We start from the raw sequence: 15,082 nt of genomic DNA on the forward strand, positions 1-15,082 counted from the left end.
CGTACAAATACGGAGGAAACGCATGACCGCACGCACCGCCCGCAAGCGCCTTCAGCCCGCCGAGCGGCGGGTGCTGATCCTGGAAGAAGCGTTGCGGCTGTTCGCGTCGCGCCATTTCTCCGTTGTCACGGTGCGCGACATCGCGCTGGTCTGCGACATCAATGTCGGGCTGCTCTACCACTATTTCGAGAACAAGGACGATCTGGTGCGCCGCGCGCTTGGGCACGCCATCGAGCAGCTCGTGGCCGGCTATGAGGAGCGGCGCGCCGCCGGGGCCGAACCACTGGCGGAAATCCTCGCCTGGCTCGACATCCATATGGAGCTGGCGCCGACCCTTGCCCTGATGGTCAAGCTGATGAGCGACTATGCCTCCTCCGGCCTGCGCGACGCGGAACTCGACGCGCTGATTGCCGGCTTCTACGGCCGCGAGCAGCAGCTGCTGGAGGGCGCGCTGGCGCGCGGGGTCGCGAGCGGCGCCTTTGCCCCGGTCGACATCGCCCGCACCGCCCGGCGGATCGGGCTGATGCTCGACGGCATCTTCCACGCCTCCGCCAGCCGTGGCGACGACCGTATCGTCGCCGACATCGCCGATCTCGCCGATTTCGTGCGCGAATTGCTCGCGGTGCGCGGCCTGCCGGCGGCCTGAGCGGCCCTCCCTTCACGGAAGGGTGATTAGATGACGCTCATCATGAAGCAGTAGCCTCCCGCCGGGAGCGCAGACACCCCGTCCAGCCATTGCTGTTGCGGTGGACAGGGTGCCGTTGCGCGTCCTCATCCCCGGGAAGGAGAGGGCGTTCTAATGAAATTCACACTCAATGGTCGCGAGCAGACGCTGGACGCTGACGGCGCTATGCCGCTGCTCTGGGCGATCCGCGACCTTGCCGGGCTGACCGGCACCAAGTTCGGCTGCGGCGCCGCCCTGTGCGGCGCCTGCACCGTGCATGTGGATGGGGCGCCGGTGCGCTCCTGCCAGACCTTTCTGTCCGATGTCGAGGGCAAGAGCGTCACCACCATCGAGGGCGTCGCCGCCACCGGCAAGGTGGGCGCGGCGGTGATCGACGCCTGGCGCAAGCTGGACGTGGTGCAGTGCGGCTATTGCCAGTCGGGGCAGATCATGTCGGCCGTCGGGCTGCTGAGCGAGAACCGCGCCCCGAGCGACGCCGACATCGACGCGGCCTTGGACGGCAATGTCTGCCGCTGCGCCACGTATCAGCGCATCCGTGCCGCCATCCACGAAGCCGCCTCCAACCTCGGGTGATCGCCATGCACCTCCTCACACCCGACCAATACCGGCAGATGCTCGCGGGCATGGGCGCCCCGGCGGCGGCCACGCGCCGCGGTTTCCTCAAGGGCCTCGCCGCCGCCGGCGGCGCGCTCGTCATCGGCGTGCATCTCGCCCCGCGCCTCGCGCAGGCGGAGGAAGCCGCCGCCGCCCCGCCCGCTCCGCCGATGCCCAACGCCTTCATCCGCATCGCCCCGGACAACACCGTGACCGTGCTCATCAAGCATGTCGACATGGGGCAGGGCGTCACCACCGGCCTGCCGACCATCGTCGCCGAAGAGCTCGACGCCGACTGGGGTCAGATGCGCACCGCCTTCGCCCCGGCCGATGCGAAGCTCTACAACAATCTCGCTTTCGGCCCCGTTCAGGGCACGGGCGGCTCCACCTCCATCGCCAATAGCTGGGACCAGCTGCGCCGCGCCGGTGCGGCGGCCCGCGCCATGCTGGTGGAGGCGGCCGCCAAGCAATGGGGCGTGGCGCCGGACACGGTCACAGTCGCAAAAGGCGTGCTGACGAGCGGCGCTCATTCCGGCACGTTTGGTGAGTTCGCCGAGGCGGCGGCGAGGCTGCCGGTGCCGGCCGAGGTGAGGCTCAAGGATCCCAAGGATTTCACGCTGATCGGCACGAAGCTGCCGCGGCTCGATTCCGCTACCAAAACCGACGGCACCGCGACCTATGCGCTCGACATGCGCCGGCCGGGCATGCTTACCGCCGTGGTCCGCCGGCCAGACCGCTTCGGCGCGACGGTGAAGAGCTTCGACGCCACTGCCGCGATGAAGGTGCCCGGCGTGGTCGAGGTGGCAGCGGTGCCGTCCGGCATCGCGGTGCTCGCTACCAACACCTGGGCGGCGATCCAGGGTCGCGACGCGCTTGCCGGCCTCGTCTGGGACGAGGCCAAGGCCGAGACGCGCGGCTCCGCCGCGCTCTTCGACGAATACGCCAAGCTGGCGAAGACGCCGGGCCTCCCCGCCGCCCGTCGGGGCGATGCGGCCAAGGGGCTGGAGCGGGCGGCGAAGATCATCGAGGCCGAGTTCAGCTTCCCCTATCTCGCCCATGCGCCGATGGAGCCGCTGAACTGTGTGATCGAGAAGACCGGCGAGGGCGTCACCATCTGGACCGGCTCGCAGTTCCAGACCATCGAGCAGGCGGTCACTGCCGGCATTCTCGGTGTGAAGCCCGAGCAGGTGAAGATCGAGTCGCTCTATGCCGGCGGCTCCTTCGGCCGCCGTGCCAACCCGCCGGCGGACTATGTCGCCGAAGCCGCCACCATCCTCAAGGCGATCGACGGGCGAGCGCCGGTGCATCTCGTCTGGACCCGCGAGGACGACATCAAGGGCGGCTATTACCGGCCCATGTTCTACCACTCGGTGCGCGCCGGCCTGACGGCGGACGGCAAGATCGCCGGCTGGGACCAGCGCATCGTCGGCCAGTCCTTCATCGTCGGCACCCCGTTCGAGGCCTTCATCATCAAGGAGGGCGTCGACGGTACATCGGTGGAGGGGGCCTCCGACACCAATTACGCCATCAACGATTTCCGGGTCGACCTGCACACGGTGAAGGTCGGCGTGCCCACCTTGTGGTGGCGCTCGGTCGGCCACACCCACACCGCCCATGTGGTGGAGGTGATGATCGATGAACTCGCCCACGCGGCGGGGCGTGATCCGGTCGCGTTCCGGCTGGAACTGCTGAAGGACAAGCCGCGCCACGCGGCCGTGCTGAAGCTGCTGGCGGAGAAGGCGGAATGGGGCGGGAAGCCCGGCGCCGGAAAGGGGCGCGGCGTGGCGCTGCATGAGAGCTTCAACACCGTGGTCGGCAGCGTCATCGACGTGTCGGTGGTCGAGGGGCGGATCAAGGTCGAGCGCGTCGTCTGCGCGGTCGATTGCGGCATCGCCATCAACCCGGACGTGATCGCGGCGCAGATCGAGGGCGGTGTCGGTTTCGGTCTTGGCGCGGCGCTGCATGACGAGATCACGCTCGACGGCGGCGTGGTCGAGCAGGCCAATTTCGACACTTATGTGCCGCTGCGCATGTCGGAAATGCCCAAGGTCGAGGTGCATATCCTACCCTCGGCCAACCCGCCGACCGGCATTGGCGAGCCGGGCGTGCCCGGCGTGGCGCCAGCGCTCTCCAACGCCATCTTCGCGGCTACCGGCCAGAGGCTGCGCTCGCTGCCCTTCCGGCTGGAGGATTTCAAGGTCTGACAGCCCGTCCGGCGCAACCTCCGTAAAATGAAAAGGCCGGTCGCAAGACCGGCCTTTTTGCTGGGACGTTAGTGTGCCGGCTTACAGTCCGCCGATGCACACATATTTCACATCGAGATATTCCTCGATGCCGTACTTCGAGCCTTCGCGGCCGACGCCGGATTCCTTCACCCCGCCGAAGGGCGCGACTTCCGTGGTGATGACGCCGGCATTGATCCCGACCTGCCCATAGCGCAGCTGCTCCGAGACGCGGAAGGCGCGGGCGAGATCGCGCGTGTAGAAATAGCAGGCGAGACCGAACTCGGTGTCGTTGGCGAGGCGCACCGCCTCTTCCTCGGTCTCGAAGCGGAACACCGGGGCGACCGGGCCGAAGATCTCCTCGCGGGCGAAATTCATCTCAGCCGTGGCATCGGCAATGACGGTGGGCTGGAAGAACTGGCCGCCGAGCGCGTGCCGTCCGCCGCCGGTGACCACCTTGCCGCCCTTGGCGAGCGCGTCGGCGACGAAGCTCTCGGTCTTCGCCATCGCCTTGTCGTCGATCAGCGGCCCCTGCACCACACCTTCCTCAAGGCCGGAGCCGACCTTCAGCTTGGCCGAGGCGGCGGCGAGCTTCTCGACGAAAGCGTCATAGATGCCGGCCTGGGCATAGAAGCGATTGGCGCAGACGCAGGTCTGGCCGGAATTGCGGTATTTGGAGGCGATGGCGCCTTCCACCGCCTTGTCGAGATCGGCGTCGTCAAAAATGACGAAGGGCGCGTTGCCACCGAGTTCCATCGACACGCGCTTCACCGTGTCGGCGGCCTGCTTCATCAACAGCTTGCCGATGGGGGTGGAGCCGGTGAAGGTGATCTTGCGCACGGTCGGGTTGGTGGTCATCTCGCCGCCAATGGCCGAGGCCGAGCCGGTGAGGATGTTGACCACGCCCTTGGGATAGCCGGCCTGTTCGCACAGCACGCCCCAGGCGAGGCCGGAATAGGGGGTCTGGGTCGCCGGCTTCATCACCGAGGTGCAGCCGGTGGCGAGCGCCGGGCCGATCTTGCGGGCTGCCATGGAGGAGGGGAAGTTCCACGGCGTAATGGCCGCGACCACGCCGACAGGCTGCTTGGTCGCGAGGATGCGCCGCTCGCCCCAGGGCGAGGGAATCACGTCGCCATAGACGCGGCGGGCTTCTTCCGAGAACCACAGCACATAGGCGGCGCTGGCGCCGACCTCGCCCATGGATTCGGTGAGCGGCTTGCCCTGCTCGATGGTCAGCAGTTCGGCGAGCGCGCGCTGATTGTCCATGATGGCGGTGTAGAGGCGGCGCAGCAGCTTGGCGCGCTCATCCGCCGTGGTGCGCGAGAAGCTCTCGAACGCCCGCTCGGCGGCGGCGATGGCGCGGCGGGTTTCGTCCGTGCCGGCATTGGGCACGGTGCCGATCACTTCGCCCGTGGCCGGGTTGGTGACCTCGATCGTGCCGCCGCCATCGGCGCCGACCCACTGCCCGTCGATGAGATTCGCGTCGCGCTTGAAATCCGCCCAGTTCATGGGTTCCGCCTCTCCGTCAGGGGGAGGCTGGAGAACCCGTCAGGCGGTACGCCCTGACCGGCTCAGCCTCCCGGGGCGCGGCTCTTCTGGCCGGCGCCGGCCAAGGCTATGTAGCGCCCGGCCGGCATGGCGACAATCACTCGCCGGTCACATCCGTTGTGAAGGCGTGGGGCAAGGCCTCAGTCCGGCCGCATGTCGAGCAGGGGGGTGAAGCCGCCAAAGATCATGCGGGCGCCGTCGAAGGGCATGTCGGTGAATTCCTTGAGGCGCGGGTCGTCCATGAACGCCTTCATGCCGGCATCGCGCGCCTCGCGGGAGGGCCATTCGATCCAGGAAAACACCACGGCTTCCTCGGGCGTCGCCTGCACCGCCCTATGGAAATCGGTCAGCTTGCCGTGTGGCACGTCGTCTTCCCAGGTCTCCATCAGCCGCAGGGCGCCGTGAGCGAAGAAGATCGGCGCCGTCTTCTCCGCCATGGTGCGGTAGGCCTCCTTCTTGGTAGTCGGCACGGCGATGACGAAACCGTCGATATAGCTCGTGGCGTCCTCCTCCCTTGGCCAAGTTGGACGCGATAGTAGGTCCATTCCCCTGGGGAAGAGCGGTAGGCAGGGCGGGAGCTCCAACGAAAAAGCCCCGGTGCGAGCCGGGGCTTTTCCTCATCTTGGCGTCGTCAGAGCGCTCAGTTGTTCCGGTTGCCGAATAGCTGCAGCAGCATGAGGAACATGTTGATGAAGTCGAGATAGAGCGTCAGCGCACCCATGATCGCCTTGCGGCCGGCCACCACGTCGTCGTCGCCGGCGAAGTACATCTCCTTGATGCGCTGGGTGTCGTAGGCGGTGAGGCCCGCGAACACCAGCACGCCCACCACCGAGATGATGAACTGCAGCATCGAGGAGACGAGGAAGATGTTCACCACCATGGCGACCAGAATGCCGATCAGGCCCATGACGAGGAACGAGCCGAGGCCCGACAGGCTGCGCGAGGTGGTGTAGCCATAGAGGCTGAGGCCACCGAACGCCGCCGCGGTGATGAAGAACACCCGGACGATGCTCTCATGCGTGTAGACCAGGAAGATGCTGGCCAGCGACACGCCGACAAGCGCGGCATAGACCCAGAAGATGGTCTGCGCGGTGGCGACGCTCAGCCGGTCCACCCGGAAGCTGAGGAACAGCACGGCGGCGAGCGGCGCGAACATCACGACATAGCGCAGCGGGCTGCCGAACAGCGTCGCGCCGAACTCGGTCAGGTAGATGCCGGCGAACTGGTAGGGCGTCGCCACGTCGGAGACGGCGAGCATGTAGATGCCAAGCGCCGCCGCGCCGGTGATGGCGAGGCCGAGCGTCATGTAGTTGTAGACGCGCAGCATATAGGCGCGCAGGCCCTGGTCGATCTCGGCCTGCGTCCGCGCCGCGGTCGCCCCGAAGCGCGGCACGGAGACGTTGCGGTTAAAGTCGGACATGGTCGAATCCTCTCGCGAAATCCGGTCACCCACCCCGCCACCGGCGCTCCGCCGAGCAGTGTGGGTCAGTGCGTCGAATATGAGGGCGCGACCTTCCTGCCGCAAGTGAAGTTTGCGACAGGTTTGACGCTACGGCACGCGGCGCGTGCCGCCGGCCTAGTGCGCGCCGCGCTACAGATTGCGCAGGATGCGCGCCGGTCTCTGCCCCAGCGCCCGCCAGGTGCCGATGAGGCCGAAGCCGACGGTGAGCACCAAAGCCACCGCGACGGCGCCGAGCGCCGCGCCGGTGGACCAGGCAAAGCCCAGCTTCATCACATAGACCACCACGACATAGGCCGCCGCCGTGCCGGCGCCAACCGCCACCACTGATGTGACAAGCCCGAGCGCGGCATATTCGAGCCCATAGGCGGCCACGAGCCGCGCCCTTGTGGCGCCGAGCGTCTTCAGGATCACCGCGTCATAGACCCGGTGATGCTGACCCGCCGCCAGCGCGCCGGCGAGCACCAGGACGCTGGAAAGCAGGGTGACGAGGCTCGCACCGCGTATGGCGATGAGCAGATTGCCGACGATTTCGCCGATCTGGGTCAGCGCCTCCTTCACCCGCACGGCGGTGACGGCAGGGAAATCCGCCGCCACGGCGCGGCCGAGACTGCGCTCGGTGGCGACATCGCCGCCTTCCGGGAGGGTGAGCGTCGCCAGCGAGGTGTGCGGCGCGCCGGCGAAGGTGTTGGGCGAGAACACCATGACGAAGTTGATGGCGAGACGCTCCCACTCCACATCGCGCAGATTGGCGATGGTGGCGGTGATGGAGCGGCCGAGCACGTTCACCGTCACCTCGTCGCCGATCTTGAGGCCGAAGGCGTCGGCGATCTCGCGCTCGAAGGAAACCAGCGGCGGGCCGGCATAATCGGCCGGCCACCACTCGCCGCCCGCCATCACCGAGCCTTCGGGCAGCGTCTGCGCATAGGTGATGCCCCGGTCGGAGGACAGAACCCAGGCGAATTCCGGCGGCGGGTCCAGGCTTTCCGCCGCCCGCCGGCCCAAAGTGAGGATGCGCCCGCGCAGCATCGGCACCACCTCGACCTCGCCCTCCGGCGCTTTCTGCTTGAGGAACTGAGTGAAGGCTTCGGTCTCGCCGTTCTGGATGTCGAGGAAGAAGAAGCTCGGCGCTTCCGTCGGCAGGCGCGAGGTGAGCTCGCGCGTCAGGCTGCGGTCGATCAGCGCCAGCGTCACCAGCAGGGTGAGGCCGAGGCCGAGCGACAGCACGATGGTGGGGGTGAGCGCCGCCGGCCGGTGGATATTGGCGAGTGCGAGGCGCAGCGCCGTGGAGCGCGGGCGCGGCAGCCGGCGGGCGATAGCCATGATGCCGGCGCCGACCAGCCGCAGCACCACGAGCACGCTCGCCGCCGCCGCGAGATAGATCATCGCGATGTTGCGCTGCTCCGAGGCGTAGACGGCGAGCGCCGCGAGCGCCAGCACGGCGAGGCCGGTGAACGCGACATAGGCGAAGCGCGGCCGGCGGCGCCCGCCTTCCACATGCTCGCGGAACAGCGCCGACACCGGCACATCATGGGCGAGGCCTAGCGGCCACAGCGCGAAGGCCAGGGCGATGAGCGCGCCATAGGCCAGCGCCAGCAGAATCGCGCCGGGCTGCAGGCTCGGCTCGATGGCCACCGGCAGCAGGTGGCCGAAGGCGGCATTGGCGAGGAAGGGCAGCGATGATCCCACCGCGATGCCGATGGCGATGCCGATCGCCGCGATCAGCCCCACTTCCGCGAGATAGATCGTGAACACCGTCCGCCCCGGCGCGCCGAGGCTCTTGAAGGTGGCGATGACGCCGCGCTTGGCGTCGAGATGGCTCTTCACCGCATTGGCGACGCCGACGCCGCCGACGAGGAGGGCGGTAAGGCCGACGAGGGTGAGATATTCGGTGAAGCGGCGGACATTGTTTTCCAGCCGAGGAGCGGCGGCGTCGCGGGTGCGGGCCTCGAAGCCGGCCTCCGGCGCGCCCTTCTGTACCTGCTCGACAAAGGCCGAAAGCTCAGCGGGGCGATCCATCCGCACGCGGTAATGCCAGCGCACCAGGCTGCCGGGCTGCAACAGATCGCTGGCGCGCAATGCGTCGATCGCGATCAGCACGCGCGGGCCGAATCCGATGCCGGTGGAGAGCAGGTCCGGCTCGCGCTCGAGCGTGCCGCGCAGGATGAGCGTCGCGGCGCCGAGCTGGAAACGGTCGCCGGTCTTCAGCTGCAGCCGGTCGGCGAGGGCGGGATCGACCAGCGCGCCATAGGCGTCGCCGTCGCGGGCCAGTGCCGCAGCGAGGGGCTGCGGCGGGGTGATGTCGAGCGTGCCGACCATGGGGTAGACGCCGTCCACCGCCTTCACCTCCGCCAGCGTGGCGTCGAGCGCCTCGCCACTGCCGGCACGCGCCATGGCGCGCAGGGTGGCGACGGTGGAAACGCGCCCGCCCGCCTCGATGAGCCGGTATTCCTCCGGGCTCGCCTCGCGCTGCACCAGGGTGAAGGCGGCATCGCCGCCGAGAAGCGTCGTGCCCTCGCGGGCCAGCCCGTCGGTCAGCGCCCGCGAGAAGGCGCCGACACCGGCAATGGCGGCGACACCGAGCGCGAGGCAGGCGAGAAACACGGCGAAACCGCGCAGGCCACCGCGCAACTCCCGCAGGGCGAAGCGCAGCGGCAGGGTGCGGCGGCTCGGCGCGCGCACCGGCAGGGCATGGCCGGCGGCGGCTGCCGGTGTCGAGATCTGATCTGTGCTCATGCGGGGATTCCGGCGCCGGCCAAGGCGTCCGCCGTCTCGACGGCACCGGAGCGCAGCCGCACCGTGCGGTTGCAGCGGCTGGCCAGCGTCGGGTCATGGGTGACGATGACCAGCGTGGCGCCGCGCCGCGCCTGCGCCTCGAACAGCAGGTCCATGATCTGCTTGCCGGTCGCCTCGTCCAGATTGCCGGTCGGCTCGTCGGCGACGAGGATGCGCGGCTCCGGCGCCAGGGCGCGAGCCACCGCCACGCGCTGCTGCTCGCCGCCGGAGAGCTGGGAGGGGTAGTGATCGAGCCGATGGCCGAGGCCGACGGCGGTGAGTTCGGCAGCGGCGCGGGCGAAGGCGTCGGCACGGCCGGCCAGTTCCAGCGGCACGGCCACGTTCTCCAGCGCGGTCATGGTCGGGATGAGGTGGAAGGCCTGGAAGACGATGCCGACATGCCGGCCGCGAAAGCGCGCCAGCGCGTCCTCGTCGAGCCCGGTGAGTTCCTGTCCCGCCACCTCGACCCGGCCGGCATCCGCCCGTTCCAGCCCGGCCAGCACCATGAGCAGGCTCGACTTGCCCGAGCCGGACGGCCCGACGAGGCCGACCGCCTCACCCTGGTGAATGGCGAGCGAGACGCCTTTGAGAATGTGCACGCGCGCCGCACCGCTGCCGAGAGAGAGTTCGACGCCATCGAGGCGGATGGCGGTGGCCTGTGTCGTGTCAGAAGGCATGGGGCTCTTTTCGCGTCTGTTGCGGGCCGGCGGGGCCTTGTCCTCTGGAGGCCGGCATCCCGTGCACCATATGTTGCGCTGCACCGTTTCCGAAAGGGTAGACCTTTGTCACGATTGCTCCATCGGCTCTTTGCTCTGTGCGCCCTTGCGCTTGTTGGCGCGACGGCCGCCGCCAGCGCCGCACGCGCCGAACCCGTGCGCCTGGTGGCGTTTGGCGACAGCCTCACCGCCGGCTATGGCCTCGCCGCCAGCCAGGCCTTTCCGGTACGGCTGCAAACGGCGCTGCGGGCCAAGGGACACGAGGTTGTGATCGAGAATGCCGGGGTGTCCGGCGACACCACCAGCGCCGGTCTCGCCCGGCTGGACTGGTCGATCCCCCAGGGGACGGACGGGGTGATCCTGGAACTCGGCGCCAATGACGCGCTGCGCGGCCTCGATCCGGCGATCCCGGAGCGCTCGCTCGACGCCATTCTGGCGCGGCTGAAAGTGCGGGGCATTCCGGTGCTGATGGCCGGCATGCGCGCGCCACCCAATCTCGGCAGTGCCTATCAGGCGCGTTTCGACGGCATCTACGAAAAGCTGGCGCGGAAATACGACGTTCCGCTCTACCCGTTCTTTCTCAACGGCGTGGCGGGGTCCCCGGCGCTGAACCTGCCTGATGGCGTGCATCCGACGGCGGCGGGGGTGGACATCATCGTCGCACGCATGCTGCCGGCGGTGGAGGCGTTCCTGGCGACGCTGAAGACCCAGGCCCCCGCCGGCAACGCCGCACCCGACTGACGTACCTCCGCCACCCCTGCGGCGAATGGCAGGATTGTGACGTTGTGTGTCCCGGCGGTTCTCGACGGGAGGGGCGGGGCGGGCTAACGCTCGGCCCGGGGCATAGCGTGCATAGTCGGCCTGTGCGGGGGCACATGAAGTATCGAAGCGAGATCGACGGCCTTCGGGCCGTCGCCGTCGTTCCTGTCATCCTGTTTCATGCCGGTTTCGGAGCCTTCTCCGGCGGTTATGTCGGGGTCGACGTCTTCTTCGTCATCAGCGGCTATCTGATTACCGTCATCCTGCTCAACGAGATTGAGGCCGGCACCTTCTCCATCGCCCGGTTCTATGAGCGGCGGGCGCGGCGCATCCTGCCGGCGCTCAGCGTGGTGATGCTGGCCTGCCTGCCCTTCGCCTGGCTGTGGATGATCCCGGACCAGCTCAAAGAGTTCGGCCAGAGCGTCACCGCCGTGGTCTTCTTCGTCTCCAACTTCCTGTTCTGGAAGGAGGAGGGCAGCTATTTCGCCGCCGCCGCCGAGCTAAAGCCGCTGCTCCACACCTGGAGCCTGGCGGTGGAGGAGCAATATTACCTGTTCGCGCCGCTGACGCTGGCGGCGCTGTGGCGCTTCGGCCGGCGGCGGCTGTTTTGGATGGTGGTCGGGGTGGCGGTGCTCAGCCTGCTCGCCACCGAATGGGGCTGGCGCTACGCGCCGCGCGCCAATTTCTACTTGCCGCAATTCCGCATCTGGGAACTGCTCGCCGGATCGATCTGCGGCTTTCTCGCCACCAGCCACGCGCCGCGCGCCAGCAACGGGCTGAGCGCGCTCGGGCTGGGGATGATCCTGTTCGCGATCTTCGCCTTTGACGAGGCGACGCCGTTTCCGAGCCTTTATGCGCTGGTGCCGGTGGTCGGGGCGGCGCTGGTGGTGCTGTTCGCGCATAAGGGCACGGTGGTGGCGCGGGTGCTGTCGGCGCGGGTTCTGGTGGGCCTTGGGCTGATCAGCTACAGCGCCTATCTCTGGCACCAGCCGCTTTTCGCCTTCGCGCGCATCCGCTCGCTGGTGGAGCCGGCGCCGGCGCTGATGATGGCGCTGGCGGTTCTTTCCCTTGTGCTTGCCTATCTCAGCTGGCGCTATGTCGAGCAGCCCTTTCGTCGCCGCCCCGTGCCGCTGCTGCCGAGCCGGCGCGACCTCTTCCGGGCGAGCGCGCTGGTCGGGGGACTGTTCGCCGTCGTCGGGATCTACGCCAATGTGTCCAAGGGCATTCCCTCCCGGCTGGCCAGCATCGAGAAGGGGAGTCAGGCGGAAAAGCTGATCGCCTCGGCCGGTCGCCCCACAATCGACGCCCATTGCGATCGCAGCGGCGTCCCCAACCAGGTCGGGCCGCTGTGTCCGATCTTCCAGCCGGCCAATCCGCGCCACCGCATCCTCATCATCGGCGACAGCCATGCCCAGGCAACGCTGCCCGCCTTCGCCGGGGTGGGCGAAACCGACGCCGTCTACTGGATGGGCGCGGCGAGCTGCCCGCCGCTGATCGGCGTCTCGGTGCATGGCGGGCTGTTCGAGCTGGGCGTGTGCGAGGATCTCGCCCGGCGCCAGCTGCGCGCGGCGGAGGAGGGCGCGTTCGATATCGTCGTGTTCATCGCGCGCTGGTCGATGTACCATTTCGGCCTGAGGAACAAGGTGTTGATTTCGCTTGAGGGCGCCCGTCGCTACCCCTCGCAGGCGGACGCGCGGGACGCCTTCGCCACCATGCTGCCCGAGACGGTGCGGCGCTATGTCGAAATGGGCGTGACGGTGGCGCTGCTGGACCAGATTCCGGAACAGGCCGTGCTGCCGCAGAAGGTCCTGGAACAGGCGGCTCTGCTCGGCCTGCGCGGCGGGTTCGACGGGGAGGCGCTGGAACAGGCGATCTGGGAGAGTTCCCCCGCTCTGGAGACGGATGCCGCGCGCCAGGCCTTCAGCGTGGGCGAGTTGCAGAAGGTAAAGGGCGAGAAGGTCTGGCTGCTGTCCTTCGACGAGGTCTTTGAGCGTAAGGGGCGCTATGTCTGGGGGGATCGCGACGGAGCCTTCTATTCCGACCGCGACCATCTTTCAGTGCATGGCAACGCGTTTTTGCGCGACAGCGTGACAAAGGCCTTCGCGGCGATCACGCGCTCGCTGCCTGGGGCGGTGACGCCCGGATTGTGACGTTGTGTGTCTCGGCGGTTCTCGACGAGGGCGGCGGGGCGGGCTAACGCTCGGCCCGGGGCATAGCGTGCATAGTCGGCCTGTGCGGGGGCACATGAAGTATCGAAGCGAGATCGACGGCCTTCGGGCCGTCGCCGTCGTTCCTGTCATCCTGTTTCATGCCGGTTTCGGAGCCTTCTCCGGCGGTTATGTCGGGGTCGACGTCTTCTTCGTCATCAGCGGCTATCTGATTACCGTCATCCTGCTCAACGAGATTGAGGCCGGCACCTTCTCCATCGCCCGGTTCTATGAGCGGCGGGCGCGGCGCATCCTGCCGGCGCTCAGCGTGGTGATGCTGGCCTGCCTGCCCTTCGCCTGGCTGTGGATGATCCCGGACCAGCTCAAAGAGTTCGGCCAGAGCGTCACGGCGGTGGTGTTCTTCGTCTCCAACTTCCTGTTCTGGAAGGAGGAGGGCAGCTATTTCGCCGCCGCCGCAGAGCTCAAGCCGCTGCTCCACACCTGGAGCCTGGCGGTGGAGGAGCAATATTACCTGTTCGCGCCGCTGACGCTGGCGGCGCTGTGGCGCTTCGGCCGGCGGCGGCTGTTCTGGATGGTGGTCGGTGTGGCGGTGCTCAGCCTGCTCGCCACCGAATGGGGCTGGCGCTACGCGCCGCGCGCCAATTTCTACTTGCCGCAATTCCGCATCTGGGAACTGCTCGCCGGATCGATCTGCGGCTTTCTCGCCACCAGCCACGCGCCGCGCGCCAGCAACGGGCTGAGCGCGCTCGGGCTGGGGATGATCCTGTTCGCGATCTTCGCCTTTGACGAGGCGACGCCGTTTCCGAGCCTTTATGCGCTGGTGCCGGTGGTCGGGGCGGCGCTGGTGGTGCTGTTCGCGCATAAGGGCACGGTGGTGGCGCGGGTGCTGTCGGCGCGGGTTCTGGTGGGCCTTGGGCTGATCAGCTACAGCGCCTATCTCTGGCACCAGCCGCTTTTCGCCTTCGCGCGCATCCGCTCGCTGGTGGAGCCGGCGCCGGCGCTGATGATGGCGCTGGCGGTTCTTTCCCTTGTGCTTGCCTATCTCAGCTGGCGCTATGTCGAGCAGCCCTTCCGCCGCCGCCCGGTGCCGCTGCTGCCGAGCCGGCGCGACCTCTTCCGGGCGAGCGCGCTGGTCGGGGGACTGTTCGCCGTCGTTGGTATCGCCATGACTGTCTCGGGCGGCTTTCCCAGCCGGCTCGCCGGTGTTGCGCCCGGCAGCTATGCCGACACGCTTCTGGCCTCGTTCCGCCGGTCGTCTGTCAAGCTCGACTGCGCCCCGGTGCCGCCAGGCGAGAACCGGGCGCCGCTCTGCGCCGTGTTCACGCCGGAACATCCGAAGCTGCGCATCCTCATTATCGGCGACAGCCATGCCGGTTCGATCCTGCCCGCCTTTGCCGGGGTCGGACGCGACAACGCGGTCTACCAGATGGCACTGGCCAGTTGCCCGCCGATCAACCGCACCACGCTGCACCGGGCGATCTTCGACATCGGCGTGTGTGAGCAGGCCACGCGCGACCAGCTGCAGGCCGCGCGCGACGGGCATTTTGACGTGGTGGTGCTCGCAGCGCGCTGGTCGGTCTATGCCCGGCGCGGGCGGGGCCGCTCCTTCGCGCTGGGGCCGGAAGGCGACCCGTCCTTCCCGTCCTTCGAGACGTCGCGCGCCACCTTCTCCAGCCATCTCGCGGCGACGGTGCAGGATTATCGCGCTCTCGGCGCCGCCGTGGTGCTGATCGACCAGGTGCCGGAACACCCGGTGGTGCCGCGCAAGGTAATCGAGCAGGCGGTGCTGCTCAATCTCGACCATGGCAGCGGTCCGGCGCAGTTCGAGAAGGCGGTGGAGGAGAGTTCCACCACGGTGGAGGAGGATGGCAAGCTGCAGGGCTTCGCCACGGCGGAGCTGGACAAGCTGCGCGGGGAGAAGGTCTGGGTGCTCTCCTTCGACGCGCTCTTCGCCCATGGCGGGCGCTATGTCTGGGGCGATCGCAACGGGGCCTACTATATCGACGGCGACCACCTTTCCCCCTATGGCGCGGCCCTGGTGGAACCGGCGATGACGGCGGCGTTCACGACGATTGCGGAGGAACTGAAGCCCAGCGGGAGCGCGCCGCCACTGCCGTAACGGTAGCCGGTAGATGTGCCGAAGGAGAAGGGCGGCG

Annotated in this window: 11 protein-coding genes; 6 read left to right on the forward strand and 5 right to left on the reverse strand. The window is 68.2% G+C overall.

What is annotated here, in order from left to right; genetic code table 11:
* Window positions 1–22: 22 nt before the first annotated feature.
* From ACO07Z_RS14265 to ACO07Z_RS14275, 3 genes are all read left to right on the forward strand, one after another.
* On the forward strand, window positions 23–646 hold the full coding sequence (locus ACO07Z_RS14265) for a TetR/AcrR family transcriptional regulator (RefSeq protein ID WP_421699305.1): 624 nt from the start codon (window positions 23–25) through the stop codon (window positions 644–646).
* A 153-nt stretch (window positions 647–799) separates the two neighbouring features.
* On the forward strand, window positions 800–1,258 hold the full coding sequence (locus ACO07Z_RS14270) for a (2Fe-2S)-binding protein (protein WP_421699306.1): 459 nt from the start codon (window positions 800–802) through the stop codon (window positions 1,256–1,258).
* A 5-nt stretch (window positions 1,259–1,263) separates the two neighbouring features.
* Entirely contained in the window at window positions 1,264–3,483 is a 2,220-nt protein-coding gene (locus ACO07Z_RS14275) for a molybdopterin cofactor-binding domain-containing protein (RefSeq protein ID WP_421699307.1), read from the forward strand.
* A gap of 81 nt (window positions 3,484–3,564) precedes the next feature.
* Here ACO07Z_RS14275 and ACO07Z_RS14280 read toward each other — a convergent pair whose 3' ends face one another.
* From ACO07Z_RS14280 to ACO07Z_RS14300, 5 genes are all read right to left on the reverse strand, one after another.
* Complete coding sequence (locus ACO07Z_RS14280) at window positions 3,565–5,010, reverse strand: NAD-dependent succinate-semialdehyde dehydrogenase (protein WP_421699308.1); 1,446 nt, start codon at window positions 5,008–5,010, stop codon at window positions 3,565–3,567.
* A 179-nt stretch (window positions 5,011–5,189) separates the two neighbouring features.
* Window positions 5,190–5,594, reverse strand: a complete 405-nt coding sequence (locus tag ACO07Z_RS14285; RefSeq protein WP_421699309.1) for a DUF1428 domain-containing protein — start codon at window positions 5,592–5,594, stop codon at window positions 5,190–5,192.
* A 95-nt stretch (window positions 5,595–5,689) separates the two neighbouring features.
* Window positions 5,690–6,469: a Bax inhibitor-1/YccA family protein gene (locus ACO07Z_RS14290; protein ID WP_244450281.1), complete on the reverse strand. Its 780-nt coding sequence runs from the start codon at window positions 6,467–6,469 to the stop codon at window positions 5,690–5,692.
* A 171-nt stretch (window positions 6,470–6,640) separates the two neighbouring features.
* Window positions 6,641–9,244 carry an ABC transporter permease gene (locus ACO07Z_RS14295; protein WP_421699310.1) on the reverse strand — a complete coding sequence of 868 codons (2,604 nt, stop codon included), beginning with the start codon at window positions 9,242–9,244 and terminating at the stop codon, window positions 6,641–6,643.
* Complete coding sequence (locus ACO07Z_RS14300) at window positions 9,241–9,960, reverse strand: ABC transporter ATP-binding protein (RefSeq protein WP_421699311.1); 720 nt, start codon at window positions 9,958–9,960, stop codon at window positions 9,241–9,243. Before ACO07Z_RS14300 ends, ACO07Z_RS14295 begins: the two co-directional genes overlap by 4 nt.
* A gap of 114 nt (window positions 9,961–10,074) precedes the next feature.
* Between ACO07Z_RS14300 and ACO07Z_RS14305 the strand changes: the two genes are divergently transcribed.
* The 3 genes from ACO07Z_RS14305 to ACO07Z_RS14315 all read left to right on the forward strand — a co-directional run bounded on the left by ACO07Z_RS14305 (window position 10,075) and on the right by ACO07Z_RS14315 (window position 15,045).
* Window positions 10,075–10,740, forward strand: coding sequence for an arylesterase (locus tag ACO07Z_RS14305; protein ID WP_421700823.1), 666 nt, complete (start codon window positions 10,075–10,077; stop codon window positions 10,738–10,740).
* Window positions 10,741–10,874: 134 nt separating this feature from the next.
* Entirely contained in the window at window positions 10,875–12,908 is a 2,034-nt protein-coding gene (locus ACO07Z_RS14310) for an acyltransferase family protein (RefSeq protein WP_421699312.1), read from the forward strand.
* 94 nt (window positions 12,909–13,002) lie between these two features.
* Window positions 13,003–15,045 carry an acyltransferase family protein gene (locus ACO07Z_RS14315; protein ID WP_421699313.1) on the forward strand — a complete coding sequence of 681 codons (2,043 nt, stop codon included), beginning with the start codon at window positions 13,003–13,005 and terminating at the stop codon, window positions 15,043–15,045.
* Window positions 15,046–15,082: the final 37 nt, after the last annotated feature.

Origin of the sequence: Ancylobacter sp., assembly GCF_965229075.1 — a bacterium.
Lineage (GTDB): Bacteria > Pseudomonadota > Alphaproteobacteria > Rhizobiales > Xanthobacteraceae > Ancylobacter.